25 protein-coding genes are annotated in these 25,998 nt (G+C 67.1%); 10 read left to right on the plus strand and 15 right to left on the minus strand.

Translation table 11 applies throughout. From position 1 onward, the window contains the following. Positions 1–13: 13 nt before the first annotated feature. From Q368_RS0114155 to Q368_RS0114165, 3 genes are all read right to left on the minus strand, one after another. Positions 14–784: a fumarylacetoacetate hydrolase family protein gene (locus tag Q368_RS0114155; protein WP_029459713.1), complete on the minus strand. Its 771-nt coding sequence runs from the start codon at positions 782–784 to the stop codon at positions 14–16. A gap of 114 nt (positions 785–898) precedes the next feature. Beyond that, positions 899–2,554 carry a ribonuclease J gene (locus tag Q368_RS0114160; protein WP_029459714.1) on the minus strand — a complete coding sequence of 552 codons (1,656 nt, stop codon included), beginning with the start codon at positions 2,552–2,554 and terminating at the stop codon, positions 899–901. Continuing rightward, the gene (locus tag Q368_RS0114165) at positions 2,551–3,267 is read right to left on the minus strand and encodes a lysophospholipid acyltransferase family protein (protein ID WP_029459715.1); all 717 of its coding nucleotides are present in this window, start codon (positions 3,265–3,267) and stop codon (positions 2,551–2,553) included. The genes Q368_RS0114160 and Q368_RS0114165 overlap by 4 nt, the downstream gene beginning before the upstream one ends. Positions 3,268–3,460: 193 nt before the next feature. On the opposite strand from Q368_RS0114165, the gene Q368_RS0114170 reads away from it, so the two are divergent. From Q368_RS0114170 to Q368_RS0114180, 3 genes are all read left to right on the plus strand, one after another. Next, positions 3,461–3,856, plus strand: coding sequence for a response regulator (locus tag Q368_RS0114170; protein ID WP_029459716.1), 396 nt, complete (start codon positions 3,461–3,463; stop codon positions 3,854–3,856). A gap of 136 nt (positions 3,857–3,992) precedes the next feature. Further along, positions 3,993–4,301, plus strand: a complete 309-nt coding sequence (locus tag Q368_RS0114175; protein ID WP_029459717.1) for an isoamylase early set domain-containing protein — start codon at positions 3,993–3,995, stop codon at positions 4,299–4,301. Positions 4,302–4,386: 85 nt separating this feature from the next. Continuing rightward, on the plus strand, positions 4,387–6,009 hold the full coding sequence (locus Q368_RS0114180) for a glycosyltransferase family protein (RefSeq protein ID WP_029459718.1): 1,623 nt from the start codon (positions 4,387–4,389) through the stop codon (positions 6,007–6,009). A gap of 178 nt (positions 6,010–6,187) precedes the next feature. On the opposite strand, the gene Q368_RS0114185 is transcribed toward Q368_RS0114180, so the two are convergent. From Q368_RS0114185 to Q368_RS0114215, 7 genes are all read right to left on the minus strand, one after another. Then, the gene (locus Q368_RS0114185) at positions 6,188–7,312 is read right to left on the minus strand and encodes an HlyD family secretion protein (protein ID WP_029459719.1); all 1,125 of its coding nucleotides are present in this window, start codon (positions 7,310–7,312) and stop codon (positions 6,188–6,190) included. Next, positions 7,309–8,010, minus strand: coding sequence for an ABC transporter ATP-binding protein (locus tag Q368_RS0114190; protein ID WP_029459720.1), 702 nt, complete (start codon positions 8,008–8,010; stop codon positions 7,309–7,311). The genes Q368_RS0114185 and Q368_RS0114190 overlap by 4 nt, the downstream gene beginning before the upstream one ends. Positions 8,011–8,015: 5 nt before the next feature. Beyond that, positions 8,016–9,146 carry an ABC transporter permease gene (locus Q368_RS0114195; RefSeq protein WP_029459721.1) on the minus strand — a complete coding sequence of 377 codons (1,131 nt, stop codon included), beginning with the start codon at positions 9,144–9,146 and terminating at the stop codon, positions 8,016–8,018. 833 nt (positions 9,147–9,979) lie between these two features. Next, positions 9,980–11,272 (minus strand): SGNH/GDSL hydrolase family protein, encoded by a 1,293-nt coding sequence (locus tag Q368_RS0114200; protein ID WP_029459722.1) that lies wholly within the window; start codon positions 11,270–11,272, stop codon positions 9,980–9,982. A 113-nt stretch (positions 11,273–11,385) separates the two neighbouring features. Next, complete coding sequence (locus Q368_RS0114205; RefSeq protein WP_029459723.1) at positions 11,386–11,925, minus strand: hypothetical protein; 540 nt, start codon at positions 11,923–11,925, stop codon at positions 11,386–11,388. A gap of 23 nt (positions 11,926–11,948) precedes the next feature. Further along, positions 11,949–12,548: a hypothetical protein gene (locus Q368_RS0114210; RefSeq protein WP_029459724.1), complete on the minus strand. Its 600-nt coding sequence runs from the start codon at positions 12,546–12,548 to the stop codon at positions 11,949–11,951. Continuing rightward, positions 12,545–13,075 carry a shikimate kinase gene (locus tag Q368_RS0114215; RefSeq protein WP_029459725.1) on the minus strand — a complete coding sequence of 177 codons (531 nt, stop codon included), beginning with the start codon at positions 13,073–13,075 and terminating at the stop codon, positions 12,545–12,547. Before Q368_RS0114215 ends, Q368_RS0114210 begins: the two co-directional genes overlap by 4 nt. Positions 13,076–13,222: 147 nt before the next feature. Here Q368_RS0114215 and Q368_RS0114220 point away from each other — a divergent pair, with 147 nt between their 5' ends. The 4 genes from Q368_RS0114220 to Q368_RS0114235 all read left to right on the plus strand — a co-directional run bounded on the left by Q368_RS0114220 (position 13,223) and on the right by Q368_RS0114235 (position 16,581). Continuing rightward, complete coding sequence (locus tag Q368_RS0114220; protein WP_029459726.1) at positions 13,223–13,837, plus strand: D-sedoheptulose 7-phosphate isomerase; 615 nt, start codon at positions 13,223–13,225, stop codon at positions 13,835–13,837. Positions 13,838–13,885: 48 nt separating this feature from the next. Continuing rightward, the gene (locus Q368_RS0114225) at positions 13,886–14,122 is read left to right on the plus strand and encodes an FmdB family zinc ribbon protein (protein WP_029459727.1); all 237 of its coding nucleotides are present in this window, start codon (positions 13,886–13,888) and stop codon (positions 14,120–14,122) included. 215 nt (positions 14,123–14,337) lie between these two features. Next, entirely contained in the window at positions 14,338–15,270 is a 933-nt protein-coding gene (gene hemC, locus Q368_RS0114230; RefSeq protein ID WP_029459728.1) for a hydroxymethylbilane synthase, read from the plus strand. A 3-nt stretch (positions 15,271–15,273) separates the two neighbouring features. Then, positions 15,274–16,581 carry a hypothetical protein gene (locus Q368_RS0114235; RefSeq protein ID WP_029459729.1) on the plus strand — a complete coding sequence of 436 codons (1,308 nt, stop codon included), beginning with the start codon at positions 15,274–15,276 and terminating at the stop codon, positions 16,579–16,581. Between the two features lie 79 nt (positions 16,582–16,660). Here Q368_RS0114235 and Q368_RS0114240 read toward each other — a convergent pair whose 3' ends face one another. The 3 genes from Q368_RS0114240 to Q368_RS0114250 form a co-directional block, all read right to left on the minus strand. Next, positions 16,661–17,224: a tetratricopeptide repeat protein gene (locus tag Q368_RS0114240; RefSeq protein WP_029459730.1), complete on the minus strand. Its 564-nt coding sequence runs from the start codon at positions 17,222–17,224 to the stop codon at positions 16,661–16,663. A 393-nt stretch (positions 17,225–17,617) separates the two neighbouring features. Further along, positions 17,618–18,685, minus strand: a complete 1,068-nt coding sequence (cobT, locus tag Q368_RS0114245; RefSeq protein WP_029459731.1) for a nicotinate-nucleotide--dimethylbenzimidazole phosphoribosyltransferase — start codon at positions 18,683–18,685, stop codon at positions 17,618–17,620. 116 nt (positions 18,686–18,801) lie between these two features. Continuing rightward, positions 18,802–20,133: an ATP-dependent 6-phosphofructokinase gene (locus Q368_RS0114250; protein ID WP_029459732.1), complete on the minus strand. Its 1,332-nt coding sequence runs from the start codon at positions 20,131–20,133 to the stop codon at positions 18,802–18,804. A gap of 97 nt (positions 20,134–20,230) precedes the next feature. Here Q368_RS0114250 and Q368_RS0114255 point away from each other — a divergent pair, with 97 nt between their 5' ends. The 3 genes from Q368_RS0114255 to mnmE all read left to right on the plus strand — a co-directional run bounded on the left by Q368_RS0114255 (position 20,231) and on the right by mnmE (position 23,946). Then, positions 20,231–21,214: a glycosyltransferase family protein gene (locus tag Q368_RS0114255; RefSeq protein WP_029459733.1), complete on the plus strand. Its 984-nt coding sequence runs from the start codon at positions 20,231–20,233 to the stop codon at positions 21,212–21,214. A gap of 122 nt (positions 21,215–21,336) precedes the next feature. After that, complete coding sequence (locus tag Q368_RS0114260; RefSeq protein WP_029459734.1) at positions 21,337–22,539, plus strand: aminotransferase-like domain-containing protein; 1,203 nt, start codon at positions 21,337–21,339, stop codon at positions 22,537–22,539. Between the two features lie 6 nt (positions 22,540–22,545). Next, positions 22,546–23,946, plus strand: a complete 1,401-nt coding sequence (gene mnmE / locus Q368_RS0114265; RefSeq protein WP_029459735.1) for a tRNA uridine-5-carboxymethylaminomethyl(34) synthesis GTPase MnmE — start codon at positions 22,546–22,548, stop codon at positions 23,944–23,946. A gap of 11 nt (positions 23,947–23,957) precedes the next feature. On the opposite strand, the gene Q368_RS0114270 is transcribed toward mnmE, so the two are convergent. Both Q368_RS0114270 and Q368_RS0114275 read right to left on the minus strand, forming a co-directional pair. Then, positions 23,958–24,803 carry a tetratricopeptide repeat protein gene (locus Q368_RS0114270; protein WP_245611352.1) on the minus strand — a complete coding sequence of 282 codons (846 nt, stop codon included), beginning with the start codon at positions 24,801–24,803 and terminating at the stop codon, positions 23,958–23,960. A gap of 44 nt (positions 24,804–24,847) precedes the next feature. Further along, the gene (locus tag Q368_RS0114275; RefSeq protein ID WP_029459737.1) at positions 24,848–25,915 is read right to left on the minus strand and encodes an NAD-dependent epimerase/dehydratase family protein; all 1,068 of its coding nucleotides are present in this window, start codon (positions 25,913–25,915) and stop codon (positions 24,848–24,850) included. Positions 25,916–25,998 lie beyond the last annotated feature (83 nt).

Below are 25,998 nucleotides of genomic sequence, written 5' to 3' on the forward strand. Positions count from 1 at the left end.
CGGGGACCGGGCGTTACTGGAGCGGCCCGCTCTCGGCCTCGCCCCGGGCGGCATTTATCAGCACACCCACGGCGTCGATCTCCACCCGCACCTCGTCACCCGGGGCGAGCACCCCGCCGCCGGCCGGCGAACCGGTGAGGATCACGTCCCCGGGCAGCAGGGTCATGATGGTGGAGACGAAGCTGACCAGGGCAAACGGCGAAAGCACCATGTCCGCGGTGGTCGCGTCCTGGACCACGGCGTCGTTGATGCAGGTGCGCAGGCGCAGCCCCGTGGGATCGGCCACGGACGTCTCGATCCAGGGACCGATGGGGGCAAAGGTGTCGTAGCCCTTGGCCCGGCCCACGGGGCCGTCGGCGAGCAGGTCTCCCGCCGTGACGTCGTTGGCGCAGGAAAAGCCGAACAGGCAGCGCGGCACGGCCTCGGGGGCGATGTCGCGACAGGCCCGGCCGAGCACCAGCGCCAGTCCGCCCCAGGCCTCCACCCGGTTCACGGCCCGGGGCAGGCGGATGGCCTCGCCGCTGCCGATGATGGCCGAGGGGGGCTTTAAAAACAGCATCGGCGCGTCGCCGTCGTCGCGGCCGAGTTCGCGCAGCCGGCCGCGGAAATTGCCCTGCGCGCAGACCACCTTGGACGGAGCCACGGGCGGCAGCACCGAGACCTCGGACAGGGGCGTCGTTTCCGGCAGCCCGAGAGTGGGGTCCAGGCAACGCACGGCCCGTTCCTCGAAGAGCAACTGGCCGTAGAAGGTGGTATCCCCCCGGCGCACGCGCAGCACTTTCATGGCCAAGCCCCCTTCGGCGTATTGCGACCCTCAAAAAACACGTCAGTATTTTTTGAGAAAAAACAGCTAGATAATAACCCCATAAATACTGCCGGCTTCTTCGAGGACGCGGCCCTAGAGCGTGATGACCAGCGGCACCACGACGGGATCGCGTTCCAGGACCTTGCGGAAGAAGCGACGCAACGCCGAGCGGATGCGCTCCGTCAGGAGGTCCGACTGGCCCGGCCGCACGTTTTCGAAGATATCGAGCACGATGCATTTGGCGTCTTCGAGCACGTGGCTGTAGTGCTGCTCGAAGACGAAGCCCTTGGACAGAATGTTGGGCCCAAACGTCAGCTCGCCGGATTTTTCGTCCACCACGAGCACGACGATGACAAGGCCCTCGCCGGCGAGCAACTGGCGTTCCTTGAGCACCGTGACGCCCACGTCGCCCACGCCCTTGCCGTCCACGTAGATGTGTTCGACCGGGATGGCGTCTTCCAGGCGCACGAGCCCGTCGCAAAAGGTCACGGGCTGCCCGTCCTCGATGACCAGGGCCCGCTCCGGGGCCACGCCACAGCTGACGCCGATGCGGGCGTGCTTGACCAGATGGCGGTACTCGCCGTGCACGGGGATGAAATACTTCGGGGACACGGTCTCAAGCATCAGGCGCAGTTCGTCGCCGTGGGCGTGGCCCGAGGCGTGGATGGCCTGCACGCTCTCGTAGAGCACCTCGGCCCCGAGCTTGTAGAGGCGGTTGATAAGCCGCGTGATGGCGCGGATGTTGCCCGGGATGAAGCGCGAGGACAAAATGACGGTGTCGCCTTTTTGCGCCTTGATCTGGCGGTGCTCGCCATACGCCAGCCGGGACAGGGCCGAAAGCGGCTCACCCTGGGAGCCGGTCACGAGCAGCACCACCTTTTCGTCGGGAAGGCTCGGCAGTTCGTCGAGGCTGGCCTCGGTTCCCGGCGGCACGCGCAGATGCCCCAGTTCCCGGGCGATCTCGATATTGGAGAAAAGCGACTTGCCCGAGACCGCCACCTTGCGGCCGCAGGCGTGGGCGAGGTCGTAGATCTCCTGCATGCGCTGGATGTGGCTCGAAAAAAGCGTCACCACGATGCGCCCGGCCGCGTCCCGGAAGATGTTGCCGAGCGCGGACTTGATCTCCCGCTCGGCCAGGGCGAAGCCCTCGCGCTCGGCGTTGGTGGAATCGGACAGCAAAAGCATCACGCCCGGCTCGCTGAAGGCCTTGATGGCCGGCAGGTCCGTGGCGTGGCCGTCGAGCGGCGTGCGGTCGATCTTGAAGTCGCCCGTGTGCACGATGCGTCCGGCCGGCGTCTCGATGCCCAGCGCAAAGCCCTCGACGATGGAATGGCACACCGGGAAAAATGTGATCCTGAAATCGCCGAGCGCAATGGTCTGGCCGCCCTTCACGGGCTCGAACCGCGTGAACTCCTTGAGGTTGTGCTCCTCGAGCTTCTTGGCGGCCAAGGCCAGGGTGAAAGCCGAGCCGTAAAGCGGCGCGTCGCAGGAACGCATAAGCCACGGCAAGGCCCCGATATGGTCCTCGTGGCCGTGGGTGAGCAAAATCCCCTTGAGCTTGTCCTTGTTGGCCAAGAGGAAATCGAAACGCGGAATGACCACGTCGATGCCGAACAGGGAGTCGTCGGGGAACATCAGGCCGCAGTCCACGACGATCATCGAATCGCCGCTGACCATGGCCATACAGTTGAGCCCGATTTCGCCAAGGCCCCCCAAGGGGTAGAGGGTCACGGCGGATTTGGCGTTCATTGTCGCATCTCCTGGTAGGCCGCGTCCATACGGGCCCAAAGGTCGTTTTTAAAGGCCTCACGCTCCTTGAGCGTGTACGTGTCGTGGGGATTGAACGGCGGCAAGGCGCGCACGGTCACATGCGCTGCGCGCACCCATTTGCCGTGCTTGGGCAGGATGCGGGCCGAGCCCGTGACGATCAGCGGCGCGACCCTGGCCCGGCACTTGAGGGCCACGATCATGCCGCCGGTCTTGAACGGACCCAGGCAGCACGGGTCCATGCCGCGGGTGCCTTCGGGAAAGACGAGCAGGCCCACACCCCGGTCGACGAGGTCCGTGGCCTCCTTGATGGATTCCATGGCCTTGCGGCGGTTCTGCCGGTCGATGGCCACATGCCCCACCCGGCGCATGGCCGGGCCGAACACGGGGATGGAGAAAAGGCTTTCCTTGGCCAGAAAACGGAAGTTGAACCCCGAAAGCACGGAAAAAAGAATCGGGATGTCCATGTGGCTCTGGTGGTTGGCCATGAACACGTAGGTTTCGCCCGGGGTCAGGGCCGAGAGGTCGACCGTGACGCGCACGCCGGCACACCAGACAAGCGTCCTGGCCCAAACGCCTTCCAGGCGATGGGAAAGCGCCCCGTTGCGGCCGACGCGGGCGAAGAGCCAGCACAGGGAGCTGAAAAACAGGGTCACGGGGACCAGGCACAGGGCAAAAAAAAGGGATCGGATCATGCCGGGCAATTCCAGGGTTGACGGTGACCCGGCAAAACGTCGCTGGCCGGGCGGCTCGCATACTAGGTGCGGCGGCGGAAAAAATCCAGCCTCGACAGCGGGAACCACAGGATCTCGCGTCGCTTGCATCGGTTATCCTTTTTTGGCAACACCGCTTGACACGGTCCCGGCCGCGCGGGCCAAGGGAGAAATCATGAAGATTCTCATCGTCGATGACGATCATGTGTCGCAAATAGCGCTTTCCGCCACATTATCCCGCTTTGGCGAATGCAGCTGTGAGAGCAACGGCCGCGACGGGGTGTCCCGGTTTACGGAAGCCCTGGACGCCGGAGCCCCTTTCGACCTCGTCTTCATGGACATCCAGATGCCGGTCATGGACGGCCAGTCCGCGCTTTGCGCCATCCGCGACCTGGAACGGGAACGCCAGGTCGCCCCGGGCAAGGAAGCCAAGGCGGTGATGATCACCTGCCACGACGACATCAAAAACATCAGTACCTCCTTTTTTCGCGGCCAGGTGACCTGCTACTTCACCAAGCCCATCGACCTGCGGGCCATGGTGGAGGAATTGCAACGGGAAGGGTTACTCTAGACGAGCGTGTTCCCCAATTTATTGAAAAAAGATTTTACATCGACACAAAGACCAGCTAGGCCAGGGGCATGGTCCCATCATCCCTTGCGCCCCATGCCGCAGCTACGGGCGCGAGTCCTTTTCGAGGAGATCGTCCATGTCGCTGAAAAAAAAGCCCCTGAAAAGCAAACCCGTCTGCAAAGTAACCTTCACCCTGGCCAAGGAACAGGCCAAGGGCGCGGCCAACGTGCATCTGGTCGGGGAATTCAATGACTGGGAAATCGGCTCCACGGCCATGCGCAAACAAAAGGATGGTTCGTTCACGGTCACCGTCGACCTGCCCACGGGCCGCGAATACCAGTTCCGTTATCTCATCGACGGCGACGCCTGGATCAGCGATCCCGAAGCGGACAAATACGCCTTTTCGCCCTTTGGCGATTGCGAAAATTCCGTGGTCACGGTCTGATCCGTCCGACTGACGGCGATCTTTCACGTCGGAGGGGGCATGGCGACAAGCCTGCTCCCCCCGCCCCATCCCCCACGGCCGCCGGATGCGCACCGTCTGCCTGATCCATTCCCATCTCGGGCCGGCGTTTTCGCGCCTGGGCTGCCGGGTCGTATCCCTGACGCCGCCCGACGGCGTGGTCAGCCTGCCTCGACTGCTGGCCACCCTGCCCGAGCCCCCGGACTGCATCATCCACCAGGAAAACCTCGGTCGCCTGGTCGTGCTCGACGACTGCGGCAACGCGCCCTGTCCGGTGCTCTACTGGTCCCTGGACACCCACCTCAACCACTTCTGGCAGCGCCACTACGTGCGCGCGCTCTCCGCGGCGGCGACCACCCAACCGCATCTGGCCGCGACATTGTCCCGCGACGGCGGCCCGCATTGCGCCTGGGTGCCCTGGCACGGACAGCCCCGCCCCCTGGCCCCCCAGGCGCAACGCACGATCCCCCTGGCCTTCGTCGGCCGCATAAGCGCCGAACGCCAACGCCGGCAATGGTTCGCCGAACACCTTTCGCGCTTCGGCCTGCTGCTGCGCCAGGACGCTTCCGGGGCGGAACTGGCCGCGTTCTACGACACGGTGCGCGCCGCCCCCAACGAATGCATCGCCGGCGAAATCAACCTGCGCCTCTTCGAAGCCGCCTCAAGCGGCTGCCTGCCCGTTTCCGAGCGCACCCCGGCAGGCGTGGAAACACTCTTCGCCCCGGACCGCGAAGCCCTCTATTACGACGACGTGGCCGAACTCGACGACAGGCTCCGCTTCCTCCAGGCCCACCCCGACCTGGCCGCAACCATGGGACGCGCCGCCCACGCGGCCGTGGCCGCCCGACACCTGCCCGACCACCGGGCCAAGGCCCTGCTCGACCTCACCCGCGCCGCACCCCCGCCCCCCAAAGGGCCGGCCGCCGACGCCGCCCTGGCGCTTGCGCTCTACCACCTGAACCGCTCCGGCCAGCTGGCCACGCAACGCATCGAACTCTGGCGCAGGCTCGCCGCCGCGCCCGGCACGCCCGAAATCATGGCCGCGCGCGTCCAACTCGCCCTGGCCGACAACAACCGCGACATGGCGCAGGCGCTTTTCGCCGCCTGCCTGTCCCATCCCGAACTCGCCGGCGACGCCCGCAGCGCCGCGGCCTGCGCCCTGGCCGCCCTGCGCCTGGGACAGGGAGAAGCCGCCAAACGCGCCTACGTGGCGTTCGTCGCCGCCGCGGGCCGGCGCGAAGCGCCGCGCCTGCACACCCCCCGGGACTACCTGCTCTTTTTCGCCAACGCCCTGGAAGCCATCGGCTGCACCAGCGCGCCGGGCATGCTCTTCCATCACGCCGTGCATCTGCCGGAGACCGCCGTCCAATGCCTCGTCGCCGCCAAGGCCCTGGACCAACACGACCTGGAAATCGAACGCCGCCTCGAATCGCTGCTGCGCCGTCAGCCCGGCTCCGAAGCCGAACGCATTGGCCTTTTGTCCGACCTCTCCCTGCACCGGCCCGACGACTGGTCGCTCAGCCTGGAACTGGGACTCGCCAACCTCAAAGGCTTCCGCCTGGAAGCCGGCCTCGAAGAACTGCGCCTCGCCGCCGCCACCGCCGCACGCACCGGCCAGGATGCCCGCTTCACCCGACGCCTACGTCTGGCCGATCCCTCGGGGCGGCTGCGGCGATTGTTGGGGATGTGACGGGACGGGAGGGGAAGGAGATGGAGGGAAAAGGGGAAAAAAAGATGCCTCCGGCGGCCAGGAGGGGATGATCCCCTCCTGGACCTCCCCGCGCCACGACGCAGAACGGGGGACCGGGGGGAGTGACTCCCCCCGGCGGGGCCTGGGGCAGCGCCCCAGATCCCCAGCGCCCCAGCACTCAAGGCCGGTAGGCGGGCAGGGTGTTTTCGCCGCCGGGGGCGGTGATGATGAAGACGTCCATACGCAGGCCGACGGGCAATTCGGCGGGTTCGTCCACGTCGACGAGGGTTTCGAGGATTCGGGTGTCGTTTTTTTCGGAGGGATCGTCGGTACGGATGTTTTTCTTGCCGAGGATGCCCGCGACGCGGGAGACATGGCCGAGGAAGCGTTTGTCGCCGTAGGCTTCGGCCATGAGGATGGCTTTCTGGCCCACGGCCACCTTGGCGATATCGCGCTCGTCCACATCGGCGCGCACGCGCAGGCGGCTGACGTCGCCCACGGTGACGACGGGCGTGTCGAAGGAGACGGAGACCATTTCCCCGGCCCGGCGGTGTTTGCGCAGCACCACGCCGTCGATGGGCGAGCGGATGACGCCTTTTTCGGCCAGGGCGCGGGCTTCCTCGAGCCTGGCCCGGGCTTCGCCGACCTGCGCCAGGGCGCGTTTGACATCTTCCTCGCGCGTGGGGTCGTCCACGAGGCGGAAGCGTTGGCGCGCGGCGTCCAGGCGTTCGCTGGCCACCTTGTATTCCCGCTCGGCGCGGTCGGCTTCTTCCTTGGAGAGCACTTCACGCGAAAGCAGTTGCCGCCGGCGCTCGTTTTCCGTGCGCGCGACCTCCAGCACGGCGCGGGCCTCGTCCACGGCGGCGCGGGCTTCCTTGCGTTCCATGTCGCGCGCGCCGGCCACGGTCTTGGCGAAGGCGGCTTCGCTCGCGGCCAGGGCCTGTTCGGCAGCATCCACACGGGCGGGAAGCTCGTCGGCGGCGAGGCGCGCGAGCACCTGGCCCTGGCGCACGCGGTCGCCCTCCTCCACCAGCACCTCGCGGATCTTGCCGGCCATGTCGAAGCCCAGGCGCATTTCCTCGGAGAGGGGCTCCACGCGTCCCGGCGCGGCGACCCAGGGCACGGTCTGCGTCGCGCCTCCGGTTTCGGTGGCGGCATGCGGGACGGCGGCGGGCGCGGGTTGCGCCGGGGCCGTGGCGTGCACGGCGGGCCGGCTTTTGCCCGGTGGGGTCCGGGACATCCACCAGGCCCCGCCAAGGACCATGGCGGCGGCAAGCGCCAGCAGGATGACGCGCTGCATCATGGCGTAAGTTCTCCATCGGACGCGATGCGGCCGTCCTCGATGCGGATGACCCGGTCGGCGAAGGCGGCGATGCGCGGGTCGTGGGTGACGATGACCACGGAACTGCCGCGGCCGACGGCCAGTTCGCGCAGCGAGGCGATGACGCCGCGCCCGGTTTCGGAATCGAGCGCCGCCGTGGGCTCGTCGGCCAGGATGATCGCGGGTTCGGCGACCAGGGCGCGGGCGATGGCCACGCGCTGTTTCTGGCCGCCGCTTAAGTCCCGGGGCAGGACGTGGGCCTTGTCCGCAAGGCCCACGGCGACAAGGGCGGCATGTGCGCGGGACTTGGCTTCGCCCCCGGCCACGCCGCGCAGGTCCAGGGCGACCTGGACGTTTTCCACGGCGTAGAGGGTGGGAAAGAGGTTGTAGCTCTGGAAGACGAAGCCGATGTGGGCCTGACGCACCCGGGTCAGCTCGCGCTCGGGCAGGCCGGCGGTTTCGCGGCCCATGACCACGACGCTGCCCGCGCTCGGGGACAGGATGCAGCCGAGGATGGAAAGGAGCGTGGTCTTGCCCGAGCCCGAAGGGCCCATGAGCAGGCAGACCTCCCCCGCGCGCACGGACACGTCCACGCCGCGAAGCGCCGGCACTTCCACCTTGCCCAGGGTGAAGGTCTTGGCCACGCCTTGGGCGCGAAGCAGCGTTTCCGGGGCGGCCATGGGCGTCAGGCTCCCCGGAAGACCATGGCCGGGTCGATGGTCGTGACCTTGCGGATGGAGACCAGGCCGGCGGCCACGCACATGGCCACGGTGAGGAAGAAAAGGCCCACGGCCAGGGACGGCGGCAGCACGATGGACGCCCCGCCCTTGGCGGCGAGGTCCACCAGGAACAGACTGATCAGGATGCCGCAGCCGTAGCCGACCAGGGCGGCGGCCACGGCCTGGATGACGATGATGCGGTGGATGTAGCCGCCGGGCGCGCCCATGGCCCGCAGCGTGCCGAATTCCGCCAGGTGGTCCATGGTCGTGGCGTAGAGCGTTTGCGCCACGACCACGCCGCCGACCACGAGTCCAAGGCTCGCGGCGATCAAAAGCGCCATGCCGGCTCCGGTGGTGAACATCCAGTAGTGCCGGGTCTTGCCGGCGAATTCCTCACGGGTGAACACGTCCACGTCGCGCACCGCGCGGGCGATGGCGTCGCGCAGGGCCTCGGCCGCTACTCCCGGGGCCGGGCGCACGAGCACGTAGGTGCACTGGCCGTCTTCCATGTTGGTGTAGCGCAGTGCGTTTTCGTAGGAGGCGAAGACATAGGGCGAGGTGGTGAACGAGCGGATGCCGGAGGTGAGCGCCACGACCCTGGCGCGGCGGTCGCCGATCTCCACGGCCTGTCCGACGCCCGCAATGCCGAGCTTGTCGAGGTAGAGCGCATCCACGGCCACGGTGTCGGGGAGCCGCAGCGCCGCCATGGTCCCGGGCGGCACGTTCCAGGGCCTGGCCAGGCCCGAGCCCGGGTCGAAGCCGACGACTTCCACGGATTCGCGGCCGCCGGCGGGCTTTTTCCAGTTGGCGAAGCGCACGATGACGCGCTCGGCCCGGCCCACGCCGGGCACGCCCAGGATCTGGTGGAATTTGCGTGGCGGCAGCGGGTGGGTGACGTCAAAGTTGCGCACCCCGCGCGAAGCCACCCAGATTTCGGCCTCGGTGTTGTCGATGACGCAGGTGGTGGCCCGGGTGAAGCCGACGAACAGTCCGCCCTGGACGGCGATGAGGACCACGGCGAAGACCACGCCGGTGAGCGTGACCGCCAGGCGCACACGGTCGTGCAGCAGGTTTCGCAATGCAATGCGGATGGTCATGGGGCAGCCGCCGGCAACCGGCGCGGGCCGGCCCTACGGCGCTACCCCATCCCGCAGCCTCCGTAAAGGGGACGGGTCAGTTGCCGCTGCCACCCTTGCCGGAAATTGCGCTCTTACGCATCCGATGAAACCTCAAAAAGCCTTATTTTCTTCGGATTGTTACCGGCTGACCCGGAAGGAGCGCGCGCATTCTCCGCCCCTTCCGAGACCAGCCCCCCTGCAAGAAGCTGCACAAGACAAAGCACAGCCCGTACCACAGGAGAAAATAGCAAGATATACAAGGGCGATAGTCAAGCAGAGACAACAGAAACAACACAAGTTCAAGCACAAAAATGTCTTGCTTTACAGACAGTTCTACAATTTCGAACAGACACCTTTCCTTCTAAAAAGGTGTTCCATAAACGCAAATGGGGAGATACATAAAAAACAAAAACGACGTTGCCCGATGCAACGTCGTTTCTGCTGCCAAACACGGAAACCAAAAGCCGGTCACTCAAGAAGCGCTGGGTTGTCGGCCGGCCAGGAGGAGGTTGCCCCAACCGGCCGCAATCCCTGGGCACTGGGGTTGCAGAGGTTCTTACAAATGCCATGCCAACCCTGCGATGCAGGCACTACGGCCACCCGCGCCAAGAGTACACGGCGACGACAACGCAAAAACGCACGTTTTCGTCGGAGCGCCTACAAAATGGTAGGTGAAACCCGCCATACGGTGGCAAGACTTGCCGTCCGGAAAGTGACTTGCCCGTCAACAGCCTGTCACCGCTTCCCCACAGCCGCGCAAAGCGACAGCGCAGGGCACGCCGGAAAAGTGTGCGCAAGGCGCGGAGGCGTGGTCAGCGCCCGGTCGGACAGCCGGACACGATGGCGGCGGCTTCGGCGGCGACCTCGGGTAGCGGGGCGAGCAACTTTTGCGGGATGGGCTCGAACGCCGGCGCGGGCTGCGGACAGCCGGCCGCTTGGTCCGCGCGGCCGAACCAGCGCGCGGCCAGGGCGCTCGCCACGAGGCTCCCGGCCCAGGCGTTGCCCTCGGGGCTCCAGTGGGTGTCGCGGCCGGAATAGGTGCCGTGGCCGTCCGGGGTGGTCCCGGCAAGGCACGGCGTCAGGTCCAGGACATCGTCCTGGGGCAGGCCGACGAGCCTGGCCAATTCCCGGGTGACGCGGCCGGGCAGGGCGAAATCGGCGTCCCTGGCGTCCTTGCCCAGGGCCTTGGCCGCTGCCGCCCCCACCTGCGGCGAGACCGCCCCTTCGGGCGGGGAGAGCATGACCAGCACCGGCTTGCCCGAGGCGCGCAGTCTGGCCGCCGTGGCCAGCAGCAGCTCGTACCAGGGCATGTCGTTTTCATAGGCAAACAGGGTGTCCTTGAAAAACGGCTTCATGGTCGAGCGGCGCTCCGAGGCCATCTGGTCCGGGGACAGGGGCAAAAGCGACCGGTAGCGCTTGTCCGCCCCGTCGGGCAGCACGCCCAGGGCGTCGAGGTCGGGCAGAAAGAGCAGGCGTCGCAGTTCCTTGTCGCTTTGCAGCTTGAAAAGCACCTGCGCCTTGATGAAATCCATGAAGCGGAACGGATACTGGTGCGGCACGAGGGTGTACGCGCCGTACGCCATGCCCAGGCGGCAGAGGTCCGCGAGTTTCCGGTTGAACGCGGCCGGGTCGTACGGCGTCTTGCGCACGTCGTTGAAATCGTTGCCGAGGTAGACGTTGAAAACCACGGCGTCGTATTCCAGGGCCTGGCTCCAGAAGTAGAAGCGCTCCAGGTAGTCGGGGAAGGAGATGGAGGGAAAGCCCAGGTTGACCACGCGCACGCGGCGGTCGAGCCCCATGGCGTTGAGATCTTTCTCGATGGCGGCGCACAGGCCGTATTGCGGCTGGGTCACGGAAAAAGTGAAGGAATCGCCGATGGCCAGGATGCGGAACTCGTCCCGGGGCTTTTTCTTGGGCACGATGTCGTGGTGATCGTTAAGAAGCATCGCCTCCAGGGAATAGTCCGGGGCATCCCTCCTGGCGTGGGAAAAGACATGTTCCTTTTCGTAGCGGCGGAAAAAGTAGTCCACGACAAAGCACACGGCCACGACCTGGACGACGATGAGCAGCGCGATGCCGAGGGCGCGAAGGATACGGCGTTTCATGGGTGCTGGCGGAATGAGGTTGGCCGGATGCGGCCGGTTTCGCCCGGTCGGGCCGGGAAGGGCCGCACCCTACGTCGCGCGGCCCCGGCTGGCAAGACGCGGGGAGCCACCCCCTATTGCTTGAGCACCGCGCCCTCGCCCACGAAAACGACCGAACCCGCCGGCGGCGGCCCCGATTTCGCGCCCAGGGCGCTACGCGCCTTGGCCGAGCCGAAGAGCGTGCGGTAGCCGAAGGAAATGGCGTAGTCCCCGGCGGCGCTTCCGGCCGGGGCCAGGACGAATTCGAAGGGCACGGCCGCGTCCGGGGAAAGGGGCAGGCCCGGATAGGTCTTCTCGGCCTTGGCCAGGACGTTGCCCGCCGGGTCGCGCAGATAGGCGGCGAAGGTGATCTCCTCGGCGCGGTCGACCCAGGGCGGCAGGTCGCCGGTCACGGGCGTGGCGCGGCCGCGGATGACGAAAGACTGGCCGGAGAGCGCGCCCGTGAACTCGAACCGCCAGTACTTCATGGCGATGACCGTAGGCGGCCCGGCGACGATGGGCTTCGACTCCAGATGGGACACGGAAAGCGTGGCGCAGCCGGCAAGAAGCGCCAGGAGGCACCCTGCGGCAACGAAAGCCGGAAACCGGCGCGTCAGGCGTCGCGAAATACGCATCTCCCCTCCCCCATGGCCGCCGGCTACTTCCCGGGCGGGCCGGCCAGGATCATTTCCGCAAGGGTCATATCCACCTTGGGCGGCCGGCCCGGCCGGCTGCCCCACAGTTCCATTTCCAGCGTCGCAAGGCGCTTCAGCAGCGGCGTGCGGTCCATGGCCTTGCCGCCCTTGCCCTCGGCGGCAAGGCGCTGGCACGGGCCGCAGCCCGGAAACTCGCGCACGCCCATGGAGCCGATCAGCACGTTGGGCACGCCGTGCAGGCGGCAGATCATGAGCCGGTGGTCGTAGAGCCCGCACAGGCCGTCGTCGTTGAGCGGGCACATGGCGCGCGGCGTCTCCCCGCGCGAAAGCGCCTCGCGGCAGGCGGCGACGTACTCCCGGGCCCGGGCGACGTAAGCCTCGCGCTTCTCGGCGGGCAGGGCGTCGAGGCCCGCATGCAGGTAGAGCCACTCGGCGTGGGTGTGGTGCTGAAAAAAACTCACGCAGCAGTTTTCGGCGCAGCCCGCGCAATCGAGTCCGGCGGCGGCGGCGGCGGCCATGTAGGCCGCGTCCATGTCGGCGTAGAGTTTCGCGAGCTTGGCCAGGACGACCCGGCGGCGCGAGGCGGGAAACGGTGCGGTCACGAAACGATTCCTTCCAGGATTTGCGCGGCGCACGCCTCGGGCGAAACGCCGCAGCTCGTTACGGTCAGGTCGGCGGCCGCGGCGTAGAGCGGCTGCCGTTCGGCGAAAACCTCGGGCAGCGTCATCCCCGCCGGCACGACGAAGGCGCGCTGGCCGGGATCGCCGAGGCGCGCCAGAAACGTGTCCAGGTCGATGGACAGAAAGACCAGCGGGCCGCAGGCCTTGAGCCTGGCCACGGCGCGCGGGGCGTAGATGACCGAGCCGCCGGTGGCCACCACGCAGCGCTTGACGCCAAGCCCGGCCACGACGTCCTCCTCCAGGCGCAAAAAACCCTCGAGCCCGAGCCGGTCGAGAAGCGCCGGCAGGCTGGCCCCGGCCGTGGCCTCGATGAGGCGGTCCGTGTCCAGGCTGGCCCAGCCCAGGCGGCGGGCGAGCAGCGAGGCCAGGGTGGTCTTGCCCGCCCCGGCCATGCCGATGAGGCTCACGCAGCCCTCGTCGGAAATCCGTCCCAAAAGTGCTGGTTGCATGTGCGTACGCCCGGCCCGAGCGGCCTTGGCGACCCTAGCCTTTTTCATCGTGAATGCCTAGCCGGCCTTACGCGTTGTCAGCGGGCCGGCCTTTGGCTACAAAGGCTGTGCGCGACGCCGGCTTCGGCCTCGCGCCAAGGGGAGGTCATGTCCGACACCACCATGCGGCTCATTGCCGCCTATACCGAGGACGCGCTCGCCCTGCGCGCCCGTTTTTTCAGTGAAAACGCGGCGCTCGTGGACGACGCGGCCCGGACCATGGCCGTTTCCCTGGCCCGGGGCGGCAAGATTCTTTTTTGCGGCAACGGCGGTTCGGCCGCCGACGCCCAGCATCTGGCCGCGGAGTTCGTCAACCGCTTCGAGCTGGAACGCCCGCCCCTGCCCGCCCTGGCCTTGACCACCGACTCGTCGATACTTACCGCTATCGGCAACGACTACGGATTCGATCAGGTCTTCGCCAAACAGGTGCAGGCGCTGGCCCGACCCGGCGACGTGGTGGTCGGCATCTCCACCTCCGGCAACAGCCCCAATGTCCTGGCCGCCCTGCGCGCCGCACGGGAAAAGGGCTGCGTGACCATGGGGCTGGCCGGGAAAAACGGGGCCATCGTGACCGCATGCGACCTGGCCCTGCTCGTGCCCCACGAGCGCACCGCGCTCATCCAGGAGGTGCACATCGCCATCGGGCACCTGCTGTGCAAGCTCACCGACCATTACCTCTTCGAGGCGGTCATGGAGCTCGAGCCCTACCTCGAAGGCCGGTAGGGCGTCCGTCGCCGTCCATGATCCTTTTTGCGTAAGGAGTCTCAGCCCATGCCCATTTATGAGTACATCTGCGAAAAATGCGGCGCGCAATTCGAGGATATCGTGTCCGCTTCGGCCACGACCTGCCCGCCCTGCCCCAAATGCGCCTCGGGCGACACGAAAAAACTGATGTCCACCTGCCGTACGCGCACCGGCGCCGGCCAGACCGGCGCGCGTACGGCCGCGCCGTCCTCGGGCGGCGGCTGCGCCGGATGCTCCGGCGGCAACTGCGCCAGCTGCCACTAGTGTTGCGGCCCTTAGGAATACGTCGGTATTTTTTAGGGAAAAGATAACGATTCCGGGATGTCGCCCTCGAAAAGACACCACACTTCTTCGAGGGCGCGCCACAAGGCCGGCCCCACGTAAACCATGACCGGCCGGATCGCCGGCGACGCCAAGCGCGCCCGCCGACGGTCGTCGGCCGTTTGCAACCCACGCTCCCAGGCGTCCGGACACCGTACATGCGCGACAAACTCGTCATCGCCACCCGTGGCAGCAAACTGGCCCTGTGGCAGGCCAACCACGTGGCGGCCAGGCTGCGCGAAACCCATCCCGGGCTCGTCGTGGACCTGCTGCCCATCAAGACCAAGGGCGACAAGATCCTGGACGTGCCGCTGGCCAAGGTCGGCGGCAAGGGGCTTTTCGTCAAGGAAATCGAGGAAGCCCTTCTCGACGGCCGGGCCGACCTGGCCGTGCATTCCATGAAGGACGTGCCCGCCGAGCAGCCCGAGGGCCTCGTGGTCGGCATCGTGCCCGAGCGCGAAGACCCCTGCGACATGTTCCTGTCCGTGCGCCACGACTCCCTGGAGGCCCTGCCCGCCGGCGCGCGCGTCGGCACAAGCAGCCTGCGCCGCAAGGCCCAGCTCACGGCCATCCGCCGGGACCTCGACATCACCGACCTGCGCGGCAACCTGGACACCCGGGTGGGCAAGCTCCTTGACGGCCAGTTCGACGCCATCGTCGTCGCGGCCGCGGGACTCAACCGCCTGGACTTAAGCGCGCCGAAGGCCGTGCGCCTGACGCCGCCCCGCTTCCTGCCCGCCGCGGCCCAGGGGGCGCTCGGCATCGAATACCGCCTGGACGACCCGGAAACCGCCGCCATGCTGGCCTTTTTCGACCACCCCGAAAGCCGCGACGCCGTGGCCGCCGAACGCGCCTTCCTGGCCCGCCTGGAAGGCGGCTGCCAGGTGCCCATCGCCGCCCACGCCGTGCTCGACGGGGACGCGCTCATCCTTTCCGGCCTCGTCGCCCACCCCGACTCCGGCGAGACCTACCGCGACACGGTAAACGGCCGCCGCGCCGACGCGGCCGCGCTCGGGCGCGCCCTGGCCGACACCCTGCTCGCCCGGGGAGCCAAAGCCATCCTCGAAGCCGTCTGCAAGGAAGGCTTCTGAGCCATGACCAAAACCGTGCTGAAAAACCTGGCCTTCGGCCTGCTCGGCGCCGGCATCCTGGCGCTGATGGTCGCCATGGCCACGGGCAGCCGCTTAAACGTCCACCCCGACGAGCTCGACCACATCAACGCCGCCCGCTACTTCATCACGTACTGGGATTTTCCGGCCCTGGACGACCCGCGGCTGGCCCACTCCTTCAGCAACTACGGCATCAGCTACCTGCAGCAGCTCGACATCGTCTATTTCTTCGCCGGCAAGTTCGCGCACCTGATCCTGCCTCTGGCAGGGAAAGACTATATCGCCCTGCGCTTTTTCGACATCTTCCTCTATGCCATCCTGATGGTCCTCTTCCTGCGCCTGCCCGATGACCGCAAGATCGCATTCGTGCCGCTTTTCATCACGCCGCAACTCTGGTACGTCTTCAGCTATTTCAACGGCGACGCCTTTCCGACCTTTCTCACCTTCTGCATCGTCTACCTGGCGGCCCGGCTCGATCCGCCCGTCGCGCCCCTGCCGCTGACGCTGCGCGACAAGGATGCCAGGCGATTGCTGTACATGGGCCTTCTGCTCGGCCTCGTGGTCGTTTCCAAACAGAATTTCTATGTCTTCGCGGCCTTCACGCTGGCGTTCTTCGGAGTGTGCGGCCTGCACGCCCGCAACATGGGTGCGGCCGCGAAAAACGCAGCCGTGGTCTTTTTGCTGGCTGCCGCGATCTTCGGCGCGCGCTGGGGGCACAACGTCTTCATCAACCGCACCGTGCGGCCGGAAGTGCCGACGCAAAACGCGGAGAAATACGCCCGCGAGGACTACAAGCCCTCGGCCCAGGAGGCCGGCACCCAGTTCTGGGGCCTGCGCATGCGCGACCAGGGCCTGGCCTACCCGCAGCTTTTCACGGTCTGGACCTGGCACATCTGGTCGTTTCGCACCTCGTTCGGCGTCTACGACTACATGAAAATCTACGCGCCCTACGTCTACTACCGTTACATGGGCTACCTGCTCTGGACGCTCATGGGCGCGCTCGCCCTGGCGCTCATCATGCACGGCGGCCGCGGCGGCACGGCCGGCGTGCTCGTCTTTTTGCTCTTCGCCGCGCTCACCGTATTCCAGTCCACCTGGCACTCCTGGACCTCCGATTTCCAGGCCCAGGGCCGCTACCTTTTCCCCATCGGGGCCATGGCCGGCATGGTGCTCGCCCGCTTCGCCCCGGCCGCCAATCGCACGCTGCCCGTCACCTTGCCCCTGGCCCTGGCCATGTGCGCCATGTCCGTCTACTCCTTCGTCTGGGTCGGGCTGGCGCACATTCCGCACTGACGCCGTCTCGCCCGCTTCGACGCCGCGAAAAACGAAAGGCCCCTTCCGGGGCCTTTCGACATCGTTGCATGCTGTACGCTTACTGCTGCATCATCGGCTTGTAGTGCATGGGGATCTTGATCTTGGGATCGAGTTCCTTGGCCTTCTTGAAATCGGCCTTGGCCTCGTCGAGCTTGGTCATGGCCCCGTAGCTGAGGGCGCGGTTCTTGTAATACACGGCCTGCTGCACGCCGGCCTTGCTGTGTTCGATGGCCTTGGTCAGGTCGGCCACGGCCTCGGCATGCTTGTTTTGCATGGCCAGGATGCGCGCCCGGTCATAGTAGGCGGCGGTATAGTCGGGCTTGAGTTCGATGGCCTTGGACAGGTCGGTCAGGGCCTCGGCGGTCATCTTCTTGTTGGCGTAGGCCGTGCCCCGATTGGTCAGGGCCAGCGGCAGGATGTCCTTGGGCGTGGCCGGGTTGTCGATGACCTTGGTCAGGGCTTCGATGCCGGCATTCCAATGGCGTTCGTTCACGGCCTGAACACCCTTGGCGTATTCGGTGCTGATGGGATCGGACGCGGCCGACTTTTTCTTGGCTTCGGCCTGTCCGGCGCAAAGCATCAACACGGCTGCAAGCATGACGATGAATAAGCGACGATACATGGCATTACTCCAGGGTTGATGGTGTCGGTCCCTTATTGCACCTTATGCTTACTCCGCTGACTTTGCGCAAGGGGAAATCCAAACAAAACGGCTCACGTTACTACAATTTCCCCTTCTATCAATTGTCATAAATACACGATTAACAATAGCATACGCCCCTTCGCTCACGGCTTCACGCCGGGCGAGCCACACCACACCTCCCAAGCATCATTTGCTTTTCTCAAACCGTCTTCGCCGCAACGAAAAGGCGCGACGCCGCCGGGTCTGACGGGCGGCGTCGCGCCTTGCGGCAACACCTATCGCATCCCCGAAAAGCGCGCGTGCCTTCTCCGAGGGAAGCCACTGTTGCATGATTTCTTTATTAAACAATAGCGTATCGGCAAGGGAACACCATTACGCGCCGCTGTCCACGCCGGCCGAGGCGAACGTGGCCATGTCGTTGTAGATGTTCGCGCCGGCGCGCATGAGAAAAAGCGCCAGGGCCGCCCCCGTGCCCTCGCCCAGGCGCAACCCCAGGTCGAGCAAGGGCTTTTGTCCCAAGGCGTACATGATGGGCGCGTAGCCGGGCTCGGCCGAGGCGTGGCTGATGAAGGCGTAGCCGGCCACGGCCGGAGCGATGGCCCGGGCGGCCACGTAGCCGGCGGTGGAGATGAAGCCGTCCACGGCGATGGGAAGCTTTTGCGCCGCCGCGCCAAGCACGAGCCCGGCCAGGCAGGCGATTTCCAGCCCGCCGAGCGCGGCGAGGATGGCCACGGGATCGCCCGAGGAGACGATCTCGCAGTGCAGGCGCAGGGCCTTGGCCACGATGGCGGCCTTGCGCGCGACGCCCGAGGCGTCGAGTCCCGTGCCCGGCCCGGTGACCGTTTCCGGCTCCAACCCCAGGTAGGCGCAAAAAAGCGCGGTGGAAGGCGTGGTGTTGGCGATGCCCATGTCGCCCGTGCCCAGGGCCTTGATACCCGACGCGGCGGCCTCGGCGGCGAGCGATGCGCCGAGCAGCAGGGCCTTTTCGCAGGTGACGCGGCTCATGGCCGGCCCCTCGGCCAGGTTGGCGGTCCCAGAGGCCACGCGCGCGCCCGCGAAGCGGGGATGGGAGGGAAAAGGCTCACCCAGGCAGCCGGCGTCCACCACGCGCAGATCGATGCCCGCGGTGTCGGCCAGCACGTTGATGCCCGCGCCGCCCGCCAGGAAATTGGCTACCATCTGCCGGGTGACCTCCTGGGGAAAGAGGCTCACGCCTGCCGCGGCCACGCCGTGGTCTCCGGCGCAGACGTAGATGCGGGCCGGATCGACAACCGGGGCCTTGCCGCCGCGAATGACGAACAGGCGCGCGGCCAGTTCCTCGAGGCGGCCGAGGCTGCCGCGCGGTTTGGTCAGATTGTCCAGGTGGGCCTGCGCCACGGGGAAAAGCGTGGCGTCCACGGGGGTGATGGCGGCGAGCAGTTCGCGCAGGGTGGCGGGCATGGAGACTCCTTTGCAATGCGCCGCCCCGTCCGGCCCGTTGGAAGCACGGGCGGACCGGCGGCGGGTTGAGCGATGCGTTCAAGCGAGAAAACGGGCGTTTCGCGCCACGGGCTCCTTCAGGACGTGAAGGCCGTGAACCGGGGCTGTCCGGTGGAATCGAGCACGGCCTGCCAGTAGTCGGAGCCGGTGTCGATGCGCTTGCGCTCGCGGGTGACCAGGGGCAACGGCACGTGGACGTAGCGGTCGTTGACCGAGCCGATCATGATGCCGGTCTTGCCGGCCATGCCGGCGTGCACGGCCAGGCGGCCGAGAAAGCCGCAGTAGACGGCGTCGGAAGTGTTGGCCGCCACGGCGCGCACGATGTAGCTCGGGTCGATGACCTTGAGCGTGAGGGGAAGGTCCTTGGCCTTGCAGTGGCGTTTGACGGCGGCGGCGAAGAGGCCGCAGAAATCGCCGAGCACCGGGTTGCCCGACGGGTCGCTGCGCCCGGTTTCCGGCACGAGGTGCTGTCCCGCGCCTTCGGCGGCCACGACCACGGCATGGCCGCGGGAGCGCAGCCGTTTTTCCAGGACGTCGAGCACGCCGCCCTCGCCTTCCAGGGCGAAGGGCTCCTCGGGCACGAGCACCATGTTGACGTGCTTGAGCCCCATGCTGGCCTCGGCGGCGATGAACCCGGACTGCCGGCCCATGAGCTTGACAAGGCCCACGCCGTAAGGCGCGCCGAGCGCCTCGACATGGGCGCAGGCAATGGCTTCCGTCGCCTGCTGCACGGCCGTGGAAAAGCCGAACGTGCGCGAGACGAAATGGATGTCGTTGTCCACGGTCTTGGGGATGCACACGATGCCGATGGCCAGCCCGCGCGAGGCGATCTCCGCCTGGATGGCCGATGCGGCGCGCAGGGTGCCCACGCCGCCGATGCACACGCAAAAGCCGATGCCCATGCGTTCCATGGCGTCCACGATCTCGTCCACGGGTTGCGGCCCGCGCGAGGAGCCGAGGATCGTGCCGCCGAATTCGTGGATTTCGGCCACGTTTTTCGGCGAGAATTCCAGCACGTCATGACGGCAGGACGGGATGAAGCCGCGCAGGCCGTAGCGGATGCCGAGCGTGGCGGCCACGCCGTACTGGTGGTGCGCCTCCATGACGATGGAGCGGATGACGTCGTTGATACCCGGGCAGATGCCGCCGCAGGTGACGATGGCGACCTTGGTCTTGTGCGAGGTGAAAAAAAGCCTTTCGCGCGGCCCGGCCTCTTCGAAAAAGACGGGCGTGGCCCCGTCGCAGGTCACGGAGCCGCGCGTGATGCCGACGAGCACGCCGGCGTCGTCCGGCACGAACGCGCCCACGCGTTTGGGGCTTTCGCAGGCCGGCGCGCCGAGTGTCGGCACGGCCGTCTCCGCGGCGGTCAGGGGCGGCATGTTGGGCAGGGCGTCCTTGTTGTTGCGCATGGCGACTCCTTGCGGCATCACGGTTGAAACGGGACGGCCGCTCTGGTGTTAGCCTTTTGGCGTTGCGGCGGCAACCGCCGCCCGGCAAGGTGACGACGTGAAACGCATTTTCGTATTCCTGCCCCCGTTGCGCTCGGTTTCCGGCGGCCTGGCCGTGCTTGCGGACACGGCCGCCGGGCTTGCCGCCCTGGGGCGCGACGTGGTCCTCGTGCTGCGCGAACCCGGGACCACGCCGCTGTCGCTTCCGGCCGGACTGCCGGTCGTCCCCCTGGCGGCTGCGGGCATGACGCCGGATGACGTCTATCTCGTGCCCGAGGGCTGGCCCAACGCCCTGGCCCCGGGCTTTGCCGCCGGGGCGCGCTGCGTGGTCTACTGCCAGAACTGGGCGTACCTTTTCAACGGCCTGCCCGAGGGCGTGGGCTGGGACAGGCTGCCGGTCTCGTTTGTGGCCGTTTCCGACCCCGTCGCGCGCCACATCGAACTGGCCCTGGGCACGCTTCCGCCGGTGCTGCGCCCGGGCATCGATCCGGCGCGCTTTCATCCTCCCGCGTCCAAGCCCGCGCCGGACCCCGTGCGCGTGGGCTTCATGCCGCGAAAGAACAAGGCCCTGGCAACCATGATCCGAAACGTGGTCGCCGCGCGCGCGCCGCGCACGGGCCTTGCCCTGGAATGGGTCGCCATCGACGGCCTGCCGCCGGACGGCGTGGCCGAGGCGCTGCGCCCCTGCCACGTGTTCCTGGCCACGGGCTTTCCCGAGGGCTGCCCCCTGCCGCCGCTCGAGGCCATGGCCTGCGGCTGCGTGGTCGCCGGCTTCGCCGGCTTCGGCGGCTTCGACTACATGCGCCAGGCCGGCGACGGCGGCTATGTTCCATCGGTTCCCCTGCGTGGCGTGCCCTGGGGTGGCAACGGATTTTACGCGGCGGACAATGACGTTTTCGGGGCGACGGCGTGCCTGGAAGCGGCGGCGCGGCTGTGGCTCGAAGGAGGGGAGGCGCTCGAGGGCGTGCTCGCGAACTCGAAAAGGACCGCCGTGGCCTACGGCCCGGGACAACGCCTGCAATGCCTCAAAGATTTCTTTTGATACCGGGATGTTAAAAAATTTCTTTCCCAAAACAACCTTTCCGGCCTAGAATATCGCGACCGGCCGCGTCGACGGGCCAGTCGCCCGCCCGATTCACGGCCTCCACAGCAGGAGGTTCCATCGTGCCCGCTTTCGCCAAACGCATGTCCCAGGTGCGCCGCTCGTTCATCCGGGAAATCCTCAAGGTCACCGCCGATCCGTCCATCATTTCCTTCGCCGGCGGCCTGCCCAAGCCCGACCTCTTCCCCACCGGCCCCATGGCCGACGCCGCCGCACGCGTACTTGCCGAAAACGGCTCCGCCGCCCTGCAATACTCCGTCACCGAGGGCGAGCCCGCCCTTCGCGAATGGATCGCCGCCCGCTACAAGGCGAAAAAAGGCATGGACGTCGATCCGGCCAACGTCCTCATCACCAACGGCTCCCAGCAAAGCCTCGACCTGCTCGGCAAGGTCTTCCTCGACCCCGGCGACGTGGTGGCCGTGGAACTACCCGGCTACATCGGGGCCATCCAGGCCTTTTCCGTGTTCGAGCCCGCCTTCACCGGCGTGCCGCTGACAGCCGCCGGCCCGGACATCGACCGCCTCACCGACGCCCTCGTGAGCCAAAAGGCCAAGATGTTCTACGCCGTGCCCAATTTCCAGAACCCCTCGGGCCTGACCTATTCCCTGGAGGCCCGTCGCGCCGTGGCCGAAACGCTGCGTGTGGCCGACACGGTCTTCGTCGAGGACGACCCCTACGGCGAACTGCGCTTTTTCGGTGAGCCCCAGCCGCCGGTTTCGGCGTTCCTGACAGGCGACGCCTACATGCTCGGCACCTTCTCCAAGATCGCCGCCCCGGGCCTGCGCCTGGGCTGGATCGTCGCCGACAAGGAAAGCCTGCCCAAGCTCGTCACGGCCAAGCAGGCCTCGGACCTGCACTGCTCCACCTTCGTGCAGCGCGTGCTCATCGACTACCTCGCCCACAACGACCTCGACGCGCACATCGCGACCATCCGCAAGGTCTACGGCGAGCAGCGCGACCTCATGGTTTCGCGCATCAAGGCCGAATTCCCGCCCGAGGTGGTCTGCACCGAGCCCGAGGGCGGCATGTTCCTGTGGGTGACGCTGCCCGAAGGTTGCTCGGCGTTCGCGCTCTTTGACCTGTGCATCAAGGAGAAGGTGGCCTTCGTGCCGGGTGGGCCGTTCTTCGTGGACGGCGGCGGCGCGCGCGAGATGCGGCTCAACTTCTCCAACGCCGAACCCGAGCGCATCGCCGAGGGCATCGCCCGCATGGGCCGGGCCATCGAAAAGCTCCTGGCGCAGACAAGCTGCGCCGCGGTCGCGTAAGCGCCCATGCCGGTCCTGCGCGACGCCCCGACCGACACCATCGCCGCCGTGGCCACGCCGCCGGGCCGCGGCGGCGTCGGCATCGTCCGCCTGAGCGGCCCGAACGCCCTGGCCGTGGCGTCACGGCTTTTCGCCTCGGCCCGGCCAGGTTTTTCGGGCCTCAAACCCTACCGGCTGCACCACGGGACCATCCGCGACGAAGCCTGCCGCCCCGTCGATTCCGGCATGGCCGCGTACATGCCCGGTCCCGGCAGCTACACCGGCGAAGACACGGTGGAACTGCACTGCCACGGCGCGCCGGCCGTGCTGCGCCGCGTGCTCGCGGCCTGCTTTGCGCTGGGCGCGCGACCGGCCGGGCCGGGGGAATTCACCAAGCGCGCATTTTTAAACGGCCGCCTGGACCTGTCCCAGGCCGAGGCCGTGGCCGAGCTCATCGCCGCGCGCGGCGACACCGACGCGGGCCTGGCATTATCCCGCCTGTCCGGGGCCGTGAGCCGGGCCGTAAAGGAGCTGGCTGCCGCGCTCGACGAACTGCGCGCCGGCATCTGCCTGGCCGTGGATTTTCCAGAGGAGGAAGTCGAATGCCTGCCCAAGGCGGCGTTCGCCTCGGGCGTCTCGGCCGTCGTTGCCCGCATCGAGGCGTTGCTCGCCACCGGAAGGCGTGCCCGCCCCTTCCGCCTGGGCGCGCGCGTGGCACTCTTCGGCCGGGTCAACGCCGGCAAATCGAGCCTGTTTAACGCCCTGCTCGGCACGGACCGGGCTCTCGTCGCCGATCTGCCGGGCACCACGCGCGACTACCTGGAAGAAGGCCTCGACCTCGACGGGCTGCCCGTGCGCCTGACGGACACGGCCGGGCTTCGCGAAACGCCCGATGCCGTGGAAGCCGCCGGCAAGGCGCGCGGCCTGGACCTAGCGCAAACGGCCGATCTGGGACTTTACGTCGTGGACGGCGCGGCACCGTATGTTCCCGATGGCGAGGCAGAAGCGCTCCTGCGACGTCTGGGGCCGGGCAAGACACTGGCCGTGGCCGCCAAGGCCGATCTCCCGCCGGGTGATCCCGACCCGCGCCTGGCGCTTGCCGCCATGGGCCTCGAGACGGTACCCGTTTCCGCGCGCACGGGATTCGGGCTCACGGGACTGCTTGCGGCCATGCGCGCGCGCCTCACCCGCGACGGCGGCCCCATCGAGCCGGACGCCGCCGCGCCGAGCGAACGCGAAGCCGCGAGCCTTGCGGCCGCGCACGCGGAACTGACGGAGTTGCTTGCGGATATCGAGGCGGACGTGCCCTACGATCTGCTGGGCGTGCGCCTTGAGACGGCCTGTGCGATGCTTGCCGACGTCACGGGCGAAACCACGCCGGACGACGTGCTGGCCACCGTGTTCGACCGCTTCTGCATCGGGAAATAGACGGCGACGGCCTAGCGCTCCATCTTGTTGCGGATCTCAATGGCTTCCGCCAGGTCCGGGTCCAGGTCCAGGGCGCGGATGGCGTACTCGTAGGCGTCGTCCTTGCGGTTCCACTTCATGTAGAACCTGGCGATATTGAGAAAGGTCATGGGGTGGCCGCCGAAGACCTTGACCGCGTCGAGGTAAAGGGCCTCGGCCTTCTTGAATTCGCCCAACCCGTCGGCCGCGTCGATGGCCAGCCGCCAGGCCTGCTGGTCGTTCGGGAAGCGCTCGATGGCCGCGGCGAACATCTCCGCCGCCTCGGCCAGCAGCCCGGCTTCCAGAAAGAGCGTGCCCACCTCGCGCAGGACGTCGGGCTCCTCGCCGTACGTCTCGGCCACCCGGCGCAGGTAGACCTTGCCCTTGGGATAGCTCTTCTGGCGCAGGTGCTCCCGGCCAAGTTGCAGCCACTCTCCCCGCTGCCGGGTGTGACGCGCGTCGGCCAGATCCTTTTCCCGCTGCTCCGACTCTTCCATCTTGATGCGAAACGCGGTGAGCTTTTTGATCAGCAAGGTCTCGTCGCCGGGTTTGTAGCGCAGAAACTGCCCGCCCGAGACACCGATGCCCTCCAGGAACGCCACCACACGAGGATGGCGGCTGAATTCGTCGCACATTTCGGCGAAAAGCAGATCCACCTCGGAGCGGCCCATGCCGAGCGCCGCGCCGGTGCTCTTGAGCACCAGGGCGTCGTTGGCCGACTCGATGCAGCGATAGAGCTCATCGCGGCGCAAGTACCCCCGCGCCCTGCTGATGTTTTCGCGGATGGCGCGCGCATCCGCGACCATCCGCTGGTGATCCACCTTGCGTTGCGAAATCATGCTGGCCCGCCTTTGCGTTTCGGGGCGGCTTCCGATCCGCCGGCCTAGAGCGTGGCCAGCGTTTTGAGGCTCGCCTCGTGACTGCGGACCCAGGCAAAGAGGTCCGCCAGAATCGTGCGCGCGTCGCGTTTGGGCGACCAGCCGTAATCGGCCGTCACCCGGCGGTTGTCGCCGATGTATATGGCGAGGTCCGCCGGCCGGTTCTCGGCGTCGCCGCGTATCGCGATGGTGTTGCCGGTCAGTTCCTCGCAAATCCGCGTGGTTTCCAGCAGCGACAAACTGCACGACACACCGCCGCCTACATTGTAGACTTTTCCCTTGGCTTTCTCAAGGTCGGCCAGCTGCATATCGAGAAGATCGAACAGGTCGTCCACGTGCAGCAGGTCGCGCACCTGCTTGCCCATGCCGCCGAAGCCGATATAGGACAGGCTGCGCTTGAAATAGTGGGCCTGCACCCACAGCGAGAACACGCCCTGGTCCACCTTGCCGAACTGCCAGGGGCCGGCGATCACCCCGCAGCGGTTGATGACCGCACGCACGCCGTACATGGCCTCGTACTCGCGCAGCACGAATTCCGAACACAACTTGGTCGCGCCGTACATGGATTTGGGGCCGTTGAGGTCGAAATCGATGTCAAGCCCGGCCGCGGACCAGCCGCGCGGCCCCTCGGGGCAGTCCCACACGAAACGCGTGGCCTCTTCGCGACGGGGAACGGCGTTGATGGGATCATAGGGATAGACGCGGCTCGTGGAAAGGAACACCACGTCCGCCTGGTTGCGGCGCGCCACTTCCAGACAGTTGATGGTGCCGGTCAGGTTGGTGTTGACGAGGTATTTGGGCGAGCCGCCGAAACCCGCCAGCACCGAGGGTTCGGCCGAGCATTCGAGCAGCACGTCGATCTTGTCGTCGAACTCCAGGTCCTCGGGATTGCGGATGTCCCCATGCACGAACCGGATGCCTTCGACGGCCAGGCGCGGCAGGTTGAACTCCGACCCCCGGCGCTTCAAATTGTCGAGCACGATGATTTTCAAATCAGGGTACTTGCGCTTGAAGGCCACGGCCAGATTGCTGCCGACGAACCCGGCCCCGCCGGTGACAAGCATGGTGCGCATGAAAGGACTCCTTGGGGGAACGCGAGGAACCGGGGGAGGGAACCCCTTTTTGAAAAAGGGGTTCCCTCCCCCGGACCCCCACC

Source organism: Solidesulfovibrio alcoholivorans DSM 5433 (genome assembly GCF_000702665.1).
Classification (GTDB): Bacteria; Desulfobacterota; Desulfovibrionia; order Desulfovibrionales; family Desulfovibrionaceae; genus Solidesulfovibrio; species Solidesulfovibrio alcoholivorans.